Source organism: Paenibacillus sp. sgz302114 (assembly GCF_056120345.1).
This window is the reverse complement of sequence record NZ_JBVYOI010000017.1, coordinates 19,005-35,972: the sequence shown is the minus strand read 5'-3', so window position 1 is coordinate 35,972 and position 16,968 is coordinate 19,005. Positions and strand designations below refer to the sequence as shown.

Below are 16,968 nucleotides of genomic sequence, written 5' to 3'. Positions count from 1 at the left end.
TGACTCACCTCGCCTTCTCGAAATTCAGCTTCACGCTGGTCCAGCTGCCGCTTTCTCCGAGAACAAGCGACGCACCCTGCGGGTTCAGCCCAAGCTCTTCAAATATAACGAGCTCATTGTCCGCCTGCATCCAGCCGCGCGGCAAATAATAAGCGTCCTGCGTGCCGCCGTACGCCCAGAAGCGGCCAATGTTATGCCCGTTCATATAGATCTGGCCCTTCTGCAGCTCGCCGATCTTGAAGTAAACCGGCCGGTCGCCCTCCGGCATCGGAAACCGTGTTCGCAGATAGGCTGGACGAAGCAGCCTGCCCTTGCGAGCAAGTCGCGATCCTACCGGCAACAGGACAACGAGCCCCGTTTCTTCTTGCTCGCCACCATCCACGACTTCTGAGGCAATGGTCGAGACAGCCGTTTCAACCTCGCCGGTCCATGGCTTCCATTGCCAGTTCGTCAACTGCCCGCTGCGTGGTGCGACATAAACCGCAATGTTCTCCAATACGGCCGCTTGATTCGGCTCTGCATATTGAATGCATATATGACAAACCTGACCAGACAGATGCTCCGGCAGCTGCCATGAAATCCAGCGCTTAATCTGAGGGAACATCGTCCACGGCGAATCGGGATAAGACATCGGCAGCACCTCTTCGCCATTCACCGTCACCCATGCCTTCACGCCATGAATCATTATGAATGCGATCTCATTCGGCTCAAACGTCAGCTCGAACTCGATGCCAGGCAGAGGATTCTGCTCCCGGTAGAAACGGTTATACAGGAAATTGAATGCATCATCCGATACTGGCTGAGGGGGAACATCACGATAATTCTCGATTTCTACTAGGCGGGAGCCGACCACTACAGGACCTTGGATGCCAACCGGAATCGGCACATCGTAGTTGTGACCGAGATCGTCGGAGAGGAAGACGAATCTGTTCATCCCCTTCATCACCCGCACCGTGAGCTCCTCGAACGCCCAATCAGCCGGATGTCTATATTCATCGCGCATCCGTACAGCTCTTCCTTCGGCGTGAATGCCGCAGAACCGTCCGTTCACGAACACCGCTACTCGCGTCGGTGCATGGCTGAGCAGCATCGTTCGAACGCCCTCCTCCTCGCATTCAACCTCCGCGCTGTACCACAGATACCCTTGCACGATGCCCAACTGCTCATGCGAGCATGGCTCATTCAGCGCCAACCATCCTTCACCGCTTCCTAGTTCTACTTCCGGGCACGGCGTCAACCGCCATGCATCCAGCTCCGGCAGCTTCAACGGATGCGCTTCATGCTTAAACGACCGCACGACAGGCAGTCCGTCATCATCCAGGTAGACGACATCAGGCGTCCCTTCGCTTATGCGAATATCGAGAGCTCCGTCTGCGCTCGATTCAGCAATATAGTCAGGGCCAAAGACGATATGCCCATCGACGATCCAACAGCGTCTCGCAAGCTCCTCATCAACGACGATGATGCCAATGCCGCTCACGGCATTGTACTGAACCTTGCGCCGCAGCACTGGAATGGTTAGCTCCGCGCCATTCACGCTAACGATACCAACTGTCCCAGCCGGGCCATACAGGACAAGTACCTGCTTCGCTTCGTCTTTCACGAGCAAGCACAGCGTGCTATAGTCCACCGTCACACTATCGAACAGCTGCAATCCAATGGGAATAACGACCGCCGCTACCTCGCCAAGATAGACAGTCAGCTCCTTGCCTTCACGCAACTTCAGAGACAGCTCCCTCTTCCCGCCATGCGTGGATAGGAAGGCTAGCATTCCTCGTTCCCCTTCGCGAACGACAAGTCGAACATCCGCTTCGCACTGGATGCCCGCACTATCCGCCTGCTCCTCGCTGTCCACGAAGAAGCTGCTAAAAGCCGAGATAAACAAATTCGCCGGTCTCACGGCATAATATTTGTCCGTCAGCTTCCCTGCTTCGCCAACCGGATAGCCGGATGCGTACGAGGTGATAATGTTGTTGCCGCCCCAGAACCCGAAGTTCGTTCCGCCCTCGAACATGTAATAGCACACCTGCGTCCCTGCTGAAGCATATTCATAGACGGCGCGTGCCAGCTCGAGCCTGTTCGGCCAATCCGTGATCTGATTGCCCCAATAGATTGGCGCGCCGCACCAGAACTCCGTCGTAATGAGCGGCGCGTTCGGCTGCTTGCGCTTTAAGTCGTAAACCGGCTCGACCTCGACGTGGTGGTTATAGGTCAGGATCATGCTCTCGTCGATGAACTGATCACGTTCATCTGCGGAATCGTTGATTCTGACACTGGTTTCGGTATTGCCGTGCACGTTGCATGCGAGCACTGGAATGTCGATGCCATGCTTCTCGTAGATCGTATTAATCTTGTACAGATAGCTCCGCATCGACGCATCCCATCCGCCTGGATACTCGTTCTCGTTCTGAATCGTAAGGACAGGACCGCCGCGCGTGATCTGCCGCGCGCTAATGATTGGAATCAGCTGATCGAACCAACTTTCCACAGCAGCCATATAGACCGGATCGTCTTCACGAAAGCGCCGAACCTGCTTCGCGCAGAGCCATGCCGGAATCCCGCCTCCATCCCATTCGCTGCAAATATATGGACCTGGCCTCAGCATCGCATACATGCCAAGTTCTCCAATCAAATCGATATATCGGGCGAGATTCTTATCTCCTTCGAAGTCGACATGCCCCTCCGCGAACTCGTGAAAATTCCAAGGCACGTACGTGCAAATCGTATTCAGACCGGCGCGCTTAGCCCGCAGCAGCACCTCGCGCCATTCTTCTTGAGGGAAGCGAAAATAATGCACTTCTCCACCGATAATCCAGATGCGCTCCCCGCCAAGCATAAAGGATTTGCCATCATATGTTAGTTTCATCGCGCTTCCTATTCCTCCCTCATAAACAGTGGAAAAGCTGCGGATTGCCCAGCATTACAGGGTCCGCAGCTTCAACTAATCCTTACTGGAATTTCTTATTTGTATCGTCAAACGCCTTCAGCTGCCATTGATAGAATTCATCGGCACCTGCTTTGTTCAGCTTGTCGATCAGCTTCTGTTGTCTTTCCTTGTAATCCGCATCGTTCTTCGCATGGAGGACGATGTCCGGAATGCCCTTCGTAATGAGATCGTCGAGCTTGGTCTGAATCCGCTTCATATCGTCCGGCACCTGAGGCATAGCTGCCTGAACATCCTGTGGCATCGAATTGAGCGATTTCACTTGACCCGAATCTTCATACTTCTTGTAAGCTGCTGCTGGATATGGCACGCCATAGTAATCGGAGTAATCTTTGTTCAGCGAATTCAGCTTCGTCGTGAACACTTCCGGCGTATTGAACAGATTGACCGGACCGCCGTCGCTCAGCACCGTATCATCGGACATACCTTGTTGATTAGCCATCATGCCAATCCCTGTCTTCTTCCACGCGTCACCGCCGGCTTTGGACAGTTCGACCGTTTCAGGCTTCATCTGCGGCTTGCCGTCAACCATATCCCAATGAACGCCTTGAATGCCGCTTTCCATCAGACGCGAGCCTTGCTCCGAGGACAGGAAGTTGATCAGATCCATCGCACGCTGCGGATCTTTACAATTCGCTGTAATCGCCCATCCGCGGTCAGCCCAGCCTGCGATCGTGTTACCGGCAGCCCATGCGAATCCCCAGTCAAGAGGCAGCGTCACGAAGCCTTTATCGGGGCCTTGTTTCAGCAGCTCTGCGTTCACATTCTGGAATGGCCAAGTCGCAATCGTGTTCAGCAGCGTCCCTTGGCTTGCTTTTGTCACGATGTCATCATACTTCGCCGTGAACGCGTCTGGATCGAGAATGCCCTTCTGCTTTGCTTTATACATGAACTCGGAAGTCGCCCAGATACCGCTCTTCGCGGTGTCTGTGTAGTTGTTCACGACAGGTGACCCATCATTAATCATAAGTCCCATGCTGCTGAGACCCCAAGTGCCCCAGTCATTCCATATTGCCGTGCCGTACACTTTCTTTCCATCTGATGATTTCGGGTGTTTCGCAACCATATCCGCCAGTACGTTCACCATGTCATCGATATTCTCGACTTTCGGATAGCCGAGCTCTTTGTAATAATCCCAGCGTACCGTAAAGCCGGTCGTTTGCTCGAAGCCCCAGCCCTTCTGACCGACTTGAAGCGGAATTTCGTACAGCTTGCCCGTGTCGCCGCTCCAGAACTGCTTGCTGTAAGCAATGCTCTTCTCGAATGCAGGCTTCTGAATATCTGGTCCGTTCGAGGCAACCAAATCATCAAGCGGAATGATGAGCTTGCCATCGATCAATTGCTTCAAATATTTGCTCTGCACCTGAATGATGTCAGGTAGATCGCCGCCTGCTAGTTGAACCTTAAACTTCTCTTCGTCGAACGTTTCAATCTTCATCGTGACGCCGGTTTGCTTGATGATTTCGTTGTAGACGTCCGTATTTTCCAGTTCATTCGTAGTCGCCGCCATTTGCACCTTGAACGTAATCGTTTCTTTGGCAGGTGTCGCAGGCTCGCTTGTATTCGCATTATTTGCTGTGCTGTTGTTCGTCGTCGCGCTGTTATCTGTCTTCGTACTGTTGTCTGCCTTGCTCGAATTGTTGGTCGTTGTAGCAGCTGCATTGTTCGTCTTGGTGGAGTCGTTCGAAGAAGTATTCGCATTGTTGCCGCCGCAGCCTGCTACCAGAACCATCGTTGTTGCAAGCAGCAAGGCAGCTGATCCTTTATAAGCCTGCTTTACCTTCATACCATGACCTCCTGTTTTTTTTGTAATTCTCCCTATGATGATAGCTTCCGGCGAGAGAGCTATGGCATCCTTAACCCGTACGGACTAGCCCTTGATGGCGCCGAGCATTAGTCCTTTGACGAAGAAGCGCTGAAGGAACGGATAAACGATCAAGACCGGAATGGTGACGACCATCGTGACTGTAATGCGGATGGAATCCGGCGAAATCTTCGTAGCGAGACCGCGGTTGAGATCCTGCAAATTGCTGCTTGAGACAATCCGCTGCGCGTCGGTCAAGTAGTTGTACAGAATGAGCTGGAGCGTCTGCAATCGATCGTCCGAGACGAGAAAATAATTGTCATACCAGGTGTTCCATTGCCCGACCGAGGCGAATACGGCGATGGTCGCAATAATCGGCATCGACAGCGGGAAGATGACATGCGTGAAAATTTTCAAGAAACCCGCTCCGTCAATCATCGCTGATTCCTCAAGCGCTTGCGGCAGCTGTTCGATGAAGGTTTTGAGCAGCACGACGTAGTAAGCGACGACAGCGACTGGAAGAATGTACAGCAGAAAGTTGTTTTTAAGCCCCAGCTGCTTCATTGTGATATACCACGGAATGAGACCGGCATTAAAATACATCGTAATGACGACGAAGCGGTAAATTGTCTTGCGGAAGTAAAGCTCATTCTTCGTAACCGCATAAGCGAGCCATGAACTGCACGCGATCGTAACCACCGTACCGATAACGGTTCGCAGCAAGGAAATGAAGAACGAGTGAAGCATGTTATCTAGCCGGAAGATATGCGTGTAATTCACGATGGTAAAGCCCGTCGGCAGCAGGAACACGCCCTTAAGCGCTTGCTGCGGATCGCTGATGGAGTAGATGAAGATATAGTAGAAGGGGTAAACGCAGAGCAGTGTGAACAGCGCTTGAATCGTATAATTAGCGATGTCGAACCATATGGAAGAATCATTTTTCATCGGTTGAAGAACCTCCTTTGCTAAAATACCGAATGCCCTCTTACCCGCTTGGATAGAGCATTCATTGCGAATAGCAGAATGACGCTGACCAGTGTCTTCGCGATGCCGATTGCCGTACCGAAGGACACATCGCCTGTCGCGATCCCGACCCGGTACACGTAGTAGTCGAGCGCTTCGATCTTATCCCCGACCTGCGAATTGTAGAAGACGAAGTTCTGCTCGAAGCCGGAAGCCCCATTCGAGAGCACGCTTGCAATATTGAGCAGCAGCAGCACGAAGAAGGTCGGCATAATACCTGGCACAGTAATCGCGAGAATACGTTGGAAGCGTCCTGCGCCATCCACCTTCGCTGCGTCATACAACTCGGTATCGATTCCGGCGATAGCGGCCAAATAGATTATGGCTCCCCAGCCCAAGCTCTTCCAGACCGTGATTGCGGTTTGAAACCACCAGGTCGCATCGGAGTTGCCGAGTATCGTGGTCGGCTCTTCGATCCAGTGCAGCTTCATCAGTACCTCATTCAGCAATCCCCCAGAGGAGAACATGAACGTCGCTAGCGAGTAGACAATGATCCAACTGATGAAGTTCGGCAGCGTTGTGAGCGTTTGCACGAATTTGCGAAATCGCTTACTGTTCAGCTCATTCAACATAATGGCGAAGATCGCGGATAGCGGAGAAGCGAGAATGGATAGCAAGCTGAGCGCCAGCGTATTCGTGAGCACGCGGATAAGGTCTTCCTTCTCCTCAATGGCCCAGCGGAAAAACTTCAAGCCGACAAACTCGGTCTGCGACAGCGGAATGCCAGGCTTATAATCGTAGAACGCGTAAATCCAGCCGAATAGCGGAATGTAGTTGAAGAGGAACACAAGAATGACGAACGGAATTACCATCAGGAACAGCGTGACGCGGTTTGCTTTCAGCTTCATTGTTAATCACTCCACCTGGGTTTCTATTTCTAGCCCAAGTATACGGAATGCGAAAATCCGGAAATATGGAGAAATCTACGATTTTTGGACTATAGCAGGTGTGAAGCGATTGGCGCGAACGCAAAAAACCCATTACCAGCGAACTGATAATGGGGTTTGCGGTTATTTTAATTCACTCACAGGGAGCTCACCACGTTCAATCAGTTCCCGAACAACACATCCAATATCGTGCCGATGCTCCCTGCTTTCTTCCCGTACAGCACATTCGGGTCGTAGACTTCGACGAAGCCGCAATTTTGGCATGAGACGAACAGGAAATGATTATGCTCGATGTCAAGCAGCTTGCTGATGCCTGTCCCTGTCATCGAAACTTCCTTGATTCGGCACACATTCGACTGGCATTTGGCGCATTTGAACCGATGCTCGATCTGCTCGTTCACGCTCATGCCGGAAGTCTCTCTATCCTCCGTGAAATCTTCATCCGTCACTTCATGCAGATGCTCCTTGCACTTCGGGCATCTTCCATTCCGAATCTCAACCTCATTATCGCAAAATGGACATACGATCATATGGTTAGCCTCCTACATCCGCTCTGTCTTCCACAACTACCCTTGTTCAAGCTTCATCTTCGTCTCATCGAAAGCCTGCTTAAACCAGACAAAATACGTATCCGCTCCTGCTTCTATCAGCTTCTGAATGAGCGCCTGCCGATTCAACTTATACTCTTCTTCCGTCCTCGACCCTAGCACGACAATCGGCAACCCTTTCACCAATAGCTCATCAATCTTAGCGACAATGCGCTTAATCGCATCAGGCTGAGGCGGCATCGCGTTTAGCACATCCTGCGGCATTTGATCAAGCGTCTTCACTTTTCCTTGATCCGCAAATTTCTTATATGCTTCGGCAGGATACGAGACGCCATAATAGGCGTCATAATCTTGGTTGAGCGAATTCACCTTCGTCGCGTATACTTCCGGCGTATTAAACAAATTAACGACCCCGCCATCGCTCAAGCGCGTATGGTCGGAGAAGCCCTGCTGGTTCGCCATCTGACCGATGCCGGTCTTCTTCCAGCTGTCTCCGCCTGCCGCCGCAAGCTTCACTATGTCCATCATCATCATTGGTTTTCCACTTACTAGTTCCCAGTGTGTCCCTTGAATGCCGCTAGCAATAAGCCGCGAGCCCTGCTCCGAGACGAGGAAATTAATCAAATCCAAGGCGCGCTGCGGATTTTTGCAATTCGAGGAAATCGCCCATGCCCGGTCGCCCCACCCCGCGATGGTCGTACCGCCAATGTTCGTAAAACCCCATTCGAGCGGGATCGTGACGAACCCCTTGTCCGGTCCCTCCTTGAGCAGCTCCGCATTAGCAGCGGTGAATGGCCATGTTGCGATAGAGGATAGCAGCGTACCCTCTGACCCTTTTGCCACGATATCGTTATATTTCGCGGTGAACGCATCCGGGTCGAGAATCCCTTTCTGCTGCGCCTGGAACATGAAATACGCCGTATCCCATATACCGCTCTTATCCGGCTCCGTATATTCATTCGCAAGCTGGCCCGTATTGACATTAAACATGCCGTTGCCGGTAATAAGCCCTAAACTGCGAAGTCCCCACGTACCGAGCGAACCCCAATCGTTCCACATACTGACGCCATACACCTTCTTGCCATCCTTCGTCAAGGGATGACGCAGGACCATTTCCGCGAGTACGTTCACCATATCGTCTATGCTGCTAATTTTGGGATAACCAAGCTCCTTATAATAATCCCACCTGACATTAAAGCCGATTTGTTGCTCGAAGCCGAAGCTGCTCGATCCGATCTGGACAGGAATCATATACAACTTATTCGTGTTATCGCTCCAAAACTTTCGAATATACGCAAGGCTCTTCTCATACTCCGGCTTATTGATATCTGATCCATTCGTCTTCACCAGCTCATCGAGCGGAATAATATTGTTGCCCTCGATTAATTCTTTAATATTCTTATTAGGCACTTGAATAATGTCGGGCAGATTGCCTCCCGCCAACTGAACCTTGAACTTCTGCTCGTCATAAGTTTCCAGATTCATTGTCACGCCGGTAATTCGCTTAATCTCGTTATACACATCGGTATTCTCAAAATCTTTGCCCGTACTGCTCACTTGCACCTTCAGCGTGATCGGCTCCGGCGATGCAATCCCAGAAGCACCATTATTCTCCGCATTGCCTGTTGAAGGCGCACTCACCGTCGCTCCATCCCCGCCTGTATTCGCTGAGTCGCAGCCAGATAGCGCGAACAGCATCACCGATAGCATGAACGCGAATACCCCTTTTCGATTACGAATGAGCTTCAAACCGCATTCCCCTCTCTAGGACGCTTCACTGCCTGCTATGATCGGAATCATCATATAGACCCGGGTTTCGACGCCTTCGCTGCTGCGCACCTCAATCCCATACCGTTCGCCAAAATGCAGCTGGATCCGCTTATTCACATTGCTCAGCCCAATTCCTTTAGCTGGCCTTTCGGTAGGCTGCTGCTCTCGGATACGCTGGTTCACCTCAATCACTTTGCTCGGTGTCATGCCGCCGCAAGTATCCCTTACAATGACCTGCAAATCCCCATTCTGCTCCGCTACGGTCACTTGAATAACGCCTTGATGCATCTCTCCGTGAATGAGAGCGTTCTCGATGGACGGTTGGATCATGAAACGCAGCGTCTGACAGTTAAGCAGCTGCTCCGGTACGTCAAACTCAAACTTTAGCTCCTCGCCATAGCGGAAATTCATGATGTTGATATAATTGCGGACGAACTCCAGCTCATCCTTAATCGACCATAGCGGTGAAGGATCGTAGTAGATCGGCCGCAGCATGTTGCCAAGACTCGTCATACATTCCATAATGTTAGGCGCTTTGGCGACCGCTGCCATCCACTTCACCGTATTAAGCGTGTTGTATAGAAAATGCGGATTAATTTGCGACTGCAGCGCCTCAATCTCCAGCTGCCGCTTGGACTTCTCCGTCTCTTCGTTCTGCTGCATCAGCTCCAAAATACCTGTGGACATATGGTTGAACTGCTCGATAAGCTGCCCCATCTCCCGGTTCGAAGCTTTCGGCAGCGTGTGTCCGATGTTGCCTCGCCCGACGAACCTCATCCCTTTGATCAACTGATGGAACGAGCTCATAATCCGATTCATCCAGAGCGAGGAGAACACAACGATCAGCACGAGGGACAGCAAGAAAATTGCAGCAATGAACCGTCCGATAACGACGACGTCTTTCGTGTACAGCTCAGTTGGCACTTCATTGACCAAGGTCCAGCCAGTATCGCTCATGCGGTAATAGATGATCTGCTCATGCGAGCCGTCTCGATCAGAGGAGAAAGAACCGAAATTAAGCGCCGGCTTCATCCGCGAATGAAATAGATAAGGAGTACTGATCATCTGCTCATGCGTGCTGGAGATGACGTTGCCAGAGCCGTCGATGATATGGATCGAACCGCCGGGCAAGCTCTGAAGACTGCCGTAGCCGGCATTGAAATATCGTTCATTCACGTTCAGCACGAGCTCCGCACTCATCTGGCTGCCGCCAATCCATCTCACCCCGCGAATCGAAGAGATGAGGCGCGCATTCGTCAGCCCTTCCGGAATGGAACTGCGCATGAAGTCGCTTGTCCTCAGCCCCCCGGTCCATATGGACTGAGGAAAGCTGGTTTTGACTTTGTTATATAAGTCGGTGTTGTAAAATTCGTAGCCGCGGCCGATCTGATAAGCACTCTGATTCTGCGTCAACGTGCCGCCGATCACGGTGCCGTTCTCAGTGAAGATATAAATGGAATCCAGGTAATCGTAGGTGGTTAAATATTGATTGATTCGCTCCATAATATCGCGTTCGAGCGAAATAAATTCGAGGTTTGAGAGCTGGTCGCTTTGCAAGAAGGATTGGACTTTGCTCTCCATGAGGAAGGTGTTGGACAGCTTATCGACCTCATGCAGCAGCGTAAGCGTATTCATCTCGATCTGGCGAAACTGCGAGAACGTCGTCTCTTGCGTGCGTTTCTTCAAGATATCGAGCGTTTTGACATAGCTATAATAGGAGCTAATGGAGAGCACGAGCAGCGTGACGGCCATAAAGGAGAAGATTAGCTGTGCCCGAAGCGAGAAGCCGGCGAGTTTAAAGGTCGATCTGCGTAGGGATTTCATCGGTCCTCAGCCACTCCCGTCCAGTCATTGATCCACAGCCTGCGGAAGCCGTTAGGCCTGACACCCGTATGTTTCTTGAAAGCGCGGCTGAAATAGCTATCGTCCGTGAACCCAACCTGTTGCGCAATCTCGTACGACTTCAGATTCGTACCAAGCAGCAGCTCCTTTGCTTTCTCCAGCCGAATCCGGTTCAAATATTCGGAGAAATTAAGCTGCAGCTCTTTCTTGAACAGTACGCTTAGATGGTTTGGCGACAGCTCCAGATATTCGGCGATCTGTTGCAAGGAGATGTCTTCATTGAACCGCTCCTGCACATACTTGACCGTCCTCGCAATATCTTTGTTCAGCTGCTTCTTCGTTCCGCCGGTCGTGAGCACCTCCGCCAGAAAACGGCTGTAGATCGTCGTGCATTCATCAAGCGTCTCCGAGCGCTGCATCTCCTCGCCATACGACGAGATGAGCAGCATCAGTTCCGTTTCGTTCAGCGCCGACGTTACCGATGGGGTATGCAGCAGCCGAACGAACAGGTTGCGAATATCCTGCTCATGCCGAAGCCTGCCGGTTGACAGGAATGTCCGTATGATCGCTTCCACATCCCGCTGAGCGCTCTCTTCGGCCATGGACCACTTCTCATGAAACTGCTGCAGCTTCCTCTTCACGGTGTCATCGCCCGCTTCGAGCTCGATGTCACGCAGATAGAGAATACGCTCCGTCCCGTAGAAGAACTTCTGCCCTACCGCCTTCTCGCTATCCCTGTATAACGAATGCAGCGAAGCATACCCGCTCTTCATGCTGCTGACGCCGAAAGTCGCCGAGATATTGAAGAAACGCTTCAGCACCTTCTGGATCTGGGTCATGATTGCATGCAGCTCTTCACGAATTTGGGATTCACTGGCGATGTCGCGGAAGCTGAATAGGAACAAATATCGCTTGTCCTCGTCCGACACAACTTCACCGCGCCCGAACTGCGATAACAGCTCGCTCAGAACATTCAAGAACGTAACGCGAATGAGCTCGCCTTTCTCATCATTGAATTTCGTCTGGACATGCTCGAAATGGTCGATCTCCATCATGCTGACGACGAGCCGTTCAGGTTGGAGTCTTAGCTTTAACTGGTCGATATGGCGCGTGAATTCTTCTTTGGAGTAGAGGTGATAGAATACGAAGTTTTTAATGATGTTCTCTCTGAGAGAGTCGGGGTTGCGAATGATGCCTCTGGATGTTCCGATGGATTGCTGCGTGCCAAGCTCCTCGCGCACCCGCTTAAGCACATTATGGATTTCTTCCTCGGTCATCGTTAATTTCAAAATATAATTCGAAATGCCAAGCTGCATAGCCTGACGGATCAGATCGAAGTCCTCCATGCAGGAGAGAATAACGATTCGCGTCTGCGCATCATGCTCACGGATTTTCTTGATCAGCTCAATTCCACCCATAATCGGCATGCGCAGGTCGGTGATAATGACATCCGGCTTCACTTCGCTGTTATAGTAATCCCATGCTTCCCTGCCATTTGCCGCGTCCGCGCATACTGTCATCCCATAATGATCCCAATGCACGGAATTTTTGAAGCCTAAACGGACAAGCATCTCGTCTTCAACGATCATGACGTTCCACATGCTTAGCCTCCCCTTAGCGCTCATATGGTGCTGCAAGCTAAACATACTATGCCGCTGGACAACTCCGCAATAGATTCTGCTTAACGATTAGATCCGCTCGCTTCAGAAGTCTGATTCATTCTATAATTGTCAAAGCTAGCAACACGTAATTACCGAGGAGGAGAACGATTGCTTTTACTTACTGATCAACATAAGAGATCTACTGCTTATATAAAACAAGCCTACGAAACCCCTTCCGTCCGGGCGCATCTAGTCAATTCATCCGTTGTCTCGATCTATAGCGATTATTCCGGCGCTGCCGGAAAATCTGTTCATGGCGCGGGCTGCTGCCTGGTGTTCAACCGCGAGATGTACGTGAGCGGTCTTCAGTTGTTGCATGATTATGAGCGAGGCTCTAATTACGGAGAAATGCTTGCGATTGCATTCGGGGTTAAGCTTCTTACAGAACTGCTGGAGCAGATGACCCTCTCCGGAGCCGCTTTGCCTAAGAGCGCCGTTGTATTCTCCGATTGCCATTCCATCATGAAGCTTATGGCGATGCACAGCTTTACAAAACCTTATTACGAAGAAGCTAGACAGGCATATATAACCGCTTGCGAGCAGCTGAGTGCAAAATTTCCGTCCATTGGGGTCGAGGTCAAGTACATTGGCAAGCATAAGAAAGGAAACCCGCTGCACCGACTTGCGCACAATGCGGCGCGGAAAGCGATTGGCAAAGGTTAGAAACTCTTCATAAACCCCTGAATCGGAACCGCCTCCCCGTATTCTATAAGGATGATACCGTTACGGAGGGAGAATCAACCTATGGCTACCGAATCAGCTGCTGCTGCGGCTCGAAGCTTTACCGTTTCCACTGAAATTTTCACCAATCCTCATCTCGATATTTATGCGCAAATGATCTATATCGTACTCAGCTCAAGCGCTGCGGATTCGCTGTCGCTCAGCTTGCCCGAAATGGCGAGCAAAGGTCGGATGTCCGTGAAGCAAGTCATTAAAGCGACTCGAGACCTCACTGACCATAAGCTCATCTCGCACAAAATGTTCAAGCATCTCGTCGGCGAATTCAACGACGATCGCCTATCTTGGGCAGCCAAAGGGCTGCTCACCTATTTCAAAGCTCACCCGAACGCGAGTCTGGAAGAGCTGCTCGCATTATCTGATCAATCCAGCGAAGATGAGAATAGCGTGATTCTAGCATTGCAGGAGCTGAAACATTCCGGATATCTGGATGATTATCCAGAGTTGAAGCGGATTACTAATTAATCGGCATTCTAGTCTGAAGAAACGGCAAGAAAGCAGTGACCCTTCATCTGGTCTCTGCTTTCTTGCGTTAAACCTATGGACTATGGAACCGCCAATTCCTTCTGCTTCAGCCTCTGATCGAGCTTGCCCTGCACGACCCAGACATAGATGATGAAGCCAACCAGCAGCGCTGCGGAGGTGAGCAGGAACGGCAGCGAATAATGGCCGCCGGCCAATATATACCCAGCCCAGTACGACGCAATCGTATTGCCGATGCTTCTCGATACGGTTCGCATCCCGGCGAACAGGTTGCGGTCCTCTTCGGCGACAGCGGACATCGATTCACTGTCGATCAGATTGCTCAGCAGTGTGGAGCCTGTGCCGCGAAGCATGAGCAGCACCGCGAATGAAGCAACCGGCATCATAATCGCCATCAGACAGGCAAGCACGATATTGCATAAGTATGTGATCACAAACGTACGCCTTGTGCCCCACTTATCGACGAAGTAAGGCACTATAATCGATCCGATAAAGAAGAATACGCCAGAAAGCGCAAGCAAGCTCGAGATAGAGCCATCGCTCATATCAAAGCGGAACTTCAAGATTACGTTCAGAAACGGACTGACGAGCCCGTATGTAAATCCGTTGCTGAAGATTAGCAGCGACAGCATGAGCAGGAAGTAGAACGCATGGCGCTTCTTACTCTTCTCATGTTCTCTTGATTGAGCCGTAGCTTGCTGCCCGTTCGCTGCGACGTTATCGTCAGCATTCTTGCCGCCTGATGATGGAAGAAGCAATCCTCTCAGTAACGCCATAATCGCGAAGCAGCCTGCCGCTACGAAGAAAGCGTTCTGATATACGGTCGTCGACCCGCCCAGCCAATCTGGCAGGAAACCGCCGAGCATCGTTCCGACTCCGGTGAATAGTGTGAAGATCGCGAAGAGCAGCGAATAGGCGCGAGTCTCTTCTTTTTTCGTTCGGCAATATTGGAATATCAGTTGAATTTCCGAATTCACAATTGCAGTGACGCCGAGTGACCAAATCAGCTGAGCGACGGTTACCTCGCCTCTGCTCGTACCTAAACCGAACAAGATGAGCGAGATGCAAGCGAGCATAATACCGATGATCAGCATTTGCTTGCGGCCGACACGCTTGACAATCAAGCCTGCAGGAAGGCTTGTTATGCCGACTGTGAGCGCGCCAAGCGAAGTAATCTGACCGATGACCCCTTCCGAGAAGCCAAGCGCGAGCAGATGCAAGTTCAGAATAAGACTGAATATGCCTGCTCCGATCCCGAATAAGCTTTCTGTTGCGATAAATCTTTTGACCCCTGGTGATAAATCCTGTACTAAGCTTGCTGTGTACTTCCACATAAAATAATGCCTTTCCTCTAGCTGAGAGTGAGACTACTATCATAATCCATGCTATCGTTTCGATCAATCATGGAATAATCTCCCTAACTAAACTCCATCCGCAACCGAATCATATCCCGGCATGGAATTCCATTCTCGATGATTGGCTCTGAATAATGCTTCACGAAGTAGTCCAACTCAATGCCAACGATGCGAAATCCGCATTTCTGATACAGCCCCAGCTGACCTAGACTGGAATTGCCTGTTCCAATCTCTAGCTGCTTATAGCCCCGTTCTTTACTGTGGACAATAGCATGCTCTAGCAGACTCCTGCCTACCCCCTTGCCCTGCTTCTCCTCTCGAACGGCGATATTCATAATCTCAACCGTCTTCGGCCGTGTGTCCAGCAGCACATAAGCACCGATAATTTCTCCATCGTCCTCTTCAGCGACCATACACACACTTCGCTCGAAGTAAGCATCAATCGCTAGCCGTTCAGGATCTGCAAGAAGAAGAAGCTCATAAGGTACCTGCTCATCCTTGCGCAGCTGCTTGATTATAATTTCCATACTCTCTTACCACGCCTCTCACATCTAAATCAACCGAAGAAGCTCATTCAGCTGCTCAATGGTATGAAGCGGCTTCGCCTCCAGCTCATCCCGCCAAGGCTGATTCACTTTTATCCATATCGTCGCCATCCCAGCCTTGGACGCTCCTTCGATATCACAGCTTGCGTTTGTCCTTGTAGCCGTCCTCGTCCAACATATCCGCTCGTGCTATGCGTTATTCAGCTTCTTCGCAAACCGGTAGCCTGTCACCGCATATCCGCGTTTCTTATAGAAAGCGTGCGCATCAGTACGTTCATCTTTAATGCCGCTGTTGATGTAGACAAAATGAGACCCTTGCAGCACCGCCCACTCCTCTGCATGTGCCAGCAGCGCTTTGCCGATGCCTTTCCCTTGTAAGCCAGACTGCACGACGAGTGAGGAGACCTGTGTTTTCAGACCATTACTCACATAGCTGTGCTGCATTCGTAAGCCGATCATGCCGACAATGTCTTCTTCGAATATGGCAACGAATGTGTAATAGATCGGACTTGCCGATATCCGCTGCATCCTCAGCTGCATATCTTGGACCGATGTAGGAGAACCGAGCTCAGCCATTAATGCCGCCAACACTTCCAAATCCGACTCCCGATATGCTCGAACCTCCACCATCCTGCTTGCCTCCATTTCTTTTATTTCCGATTCAACCAATACACCATCAGCTCTTCATCATAATAGACGCCTTTATATTTCAGAGCGCTGCGCTCCAAGCCGTACACTTCAAATCCGAGCGACAAGTATAGCCTTCGTGCTTGCTCATTGCTGGTAACGACCATAAGCGTAATTTGATCCAGCCCTTCAACGACTTCGACTCGCTCCAATAGGTGCTGAAGCAGCTTTCTTCCGACACTTTGCTGTCTTGCCTTCGGACTGACAAACATGCCCCAGACGAAGCCCTTGTGCTGCACCTTCGTGCCATCATACCGGCGAAAACCGACCAGCCCGACTAGCTCGCCTTCCTCCGTATAAGCGCCAAGAATGAAGTTATCCGCTTGGAGTTGGATTCGGTCCCTAACCGTATCGAGCGGAGTGCCGACCGAATCCTCGTAAGTCGCGCCGAATGCTTCCGGACTGTCCTGCAGCGCGAGCAGTCGCAGCTGCCAATAGGCCTCCACCTCATCAGGTGTAATCAGCTTAATCTCTATTTTCATCGCTTTACCATCTCTCCTCATACCAGCTGTTTCTTGTAAATCTTCGTCTCACTGCCATCCAAATAGTAGCCATCCCCCTCGTGTGCCCAGCCATATCGCTCATAATAGCCGCTAAGCGTTGTGCTTAGGTAGACCGCGCCATAGCCTCTCTCGGCAGCTTCCTTCTGGACATGCTCCATTAGCTGGCTCCCTAGTTGCC

Annotated in this window: 14 protein-coding genes and 1 pseudogene; 2 read left to right on the top strand and 13 right to left on the bottom strand. The window is 51.1% G+C overall.

From position 1 onward, the window contains the following. Positions 1-4: 4 nt before the first annotated feature. From AC0LWF_RS25245 to AC0LWF_RS25210, 8 genes are all read right to left on the bottom strand, one after another. On the bottom strand, positions 5-2,866 hold the full coding sequence (locus AC0LWF_RS25245) for a beta-galactosidase (protein ID WP_474654298.1): 2,862 nt from the start codon (positions 2,864-2,866) through the stop codon (positions 5-7). A gap of 82 nt (positions 2,867-2,948) precedes the next feature. Continuing rightward, a complete protein-coding gene (locus AC0LWF_RS25240; RefSeq protein ID WP_474654297.1) occupies positions 2,949-4,730 on the bottom strand; it encodes an extracellular solute-binding protein in 1,782 nt (593 codons plus the stop codon). A gap of 84 nt (positions 4,731-4,814) precedes the next feature. After that, positions 4,815-5,693, bottom strand: coding sequence for a carbohydrate ABC transporter permease (locus tag AC0LWF_RS25235; RefSeq protein WP_474654296.1), 879 nt, complete (start codon positions 5,691-5,693; stop codon positions 4,815-4,817). A gap of 20 nt (positions 5,694-5,713) precedes the next feature. Next, complete coding sequence (locus AC0LWF_RS25230; RefSeq protein ID WP_474654295.1) at positions 5,714-6,619, bottom strand: ABC transporter permease subunit; 906 nt, start codon at positions 6,617-6,619, stop codon at positions 5,714-5,716. A gap of 200 nt (positions 6,620-6,819) precedes the next feature. Continuing rightward, complete coding sequence (locus AC0LWF_RS25225) at positions 6,820-7,188, bottom strand: zinc ribbon domain-containing protein (RefSeq protein ID WP_474654294.1); 369 nt, start codon at positions 7,186-7,188, stop codon at positions 6,820-6,822. Between the two features lie 36 nt (positions 7,189-7,224). Continuing rightward, entirely contained in the window at positions 7,225-8,955 is a 1,731-nt protein-coding gene (locus tag AC0LWF_RS25220; protein WP_474654293.1) for an extracellular solute-binding protein, read from the bottom strand. 15 nt (positions 8,956-8,970) lie between these two features. Next, entirely contained in the window at positions 8,971-10,800 is a 1,830-nt protein-coding gene (locus AC0LWF_RS25215; protein ID WP_474654292.1) for a cache domain-containing sensor histidine kinase, read from the bottom strand. Further along, a complete protein-coding gene (locus AC0LWF_RS25210) occupies positions 10,797-12,419 on the bottom strand; it encodes a response regulator transcription factor (protein WP_474654291.1) in 1,623 nt (540 codons plus the stop codon). Before AC0LWF_RS25210 ends, AC0LWF_RS25215 begins: the two co-directional genes overlap by 4 nt. A 168-nt stretch (positions 12,420-12,587) precedes the next feature. Between AC0LWF_RS25210 and AC0LWF_RS25205 the strand changes: the two genes are divergently transcribed. Both AC0LWF_RS25205 and AC0LWF_RS25200 read left to right on the top strand, forming a co-directional pair. Then, positions 12,588-13,142 carry a hypothetical protein gene (locus tag AC0LWF_RS25205; RefSeq protein WP_474654290.1) on the top strand — a complete coding sequence of 185 codons (555 nt, stop codon included), beginning with the start codon at positions 12,588-12,590 and terminating at the stop codon, positions 13,140-13,142. An 81-nt stretch (positions 13,143-13,223) separates the two neighbouring features. Continuing rightward, complete coding sequence (locus tag AC0LWF_RS25200) at positions 13,224-13,682, top strand: hypothetical protein (RefSeq protein ID WP_474654289.1); 459 nt, start codon at positions 13,224-13,226, stop codon at positions 13,680-13,682. An 80-nt stretch (positions 13,683-13,762) separates the two neighbouring features. Here the strand turns inward: AC0LWF_RS25200 and AC0LWF_RS25195 are convergent, their stop codons facing one another. From AC0LWF_RS25195 to AC0LWF_RS25175, 5 genes and pseudogenes are all read right to left on the bottom strand, one after another. Further along, positions 13,763-15,034, bottom strand: coding sequence for an MFS transporter (locus AC0LWF_RS25195; RefSeq protein WP_474654288.1), 1,272 nt, complete (start codon positions 15,032-15,034; stop codon positions 13,763-13,765). 83 nt (positions 15,035-15,117) lie between these two features. Beyond that, the gene (locus AC0LWF_RS25190; RefSeq protein ID WP_474654287.1) at positions 15,118-15,582 is read right to left on the bottom strand and encodes a GNAT family N-acetyltransferase; all 465 of its coding nucleotides are present in this window, start codon (positions 15,580-15,582) and stop codon (positions 15,118-15,120) included. A 207-nt stretch (positions 15,583-15,789) separates the two neighbouring features. Next, the gene (locus tag AC0LWF_RS25185) at positions 15,790-16,230 is read right to left on the bottom strand and encodes a GNAT family N-acetyltransferase (protein ID WP_474654286.1); all 441 of its coding nucleotides are present in this window, start codon (positions 16,228-16,230) and stop codon (positions 15,790-15,792) included. Between the two features lie 20 nt (positions 16,231-16,250). After that, positions 16,251-16,769 (bottom strand): GNAT family N-acetyltransferase, encoded by a 519-nt coding sequence (locus AC0LWF_RS25180; protein WP_474654285.1) that lies wholly within the window; start codon positions 16,767-16,769, stop codon positions 16,251-16,253. Positions 16,770-16,786: 17 nt separating this feature from the next. Further along, positions 16,787-16,954: pseudogene (locus tag AC0LWF_RS25175) on the bottom strand (GNAT family N-acetyltransferase); the annotation flags it as partial. Positions 16,955-16,968 lie beyond the last annotated feature (14 nt).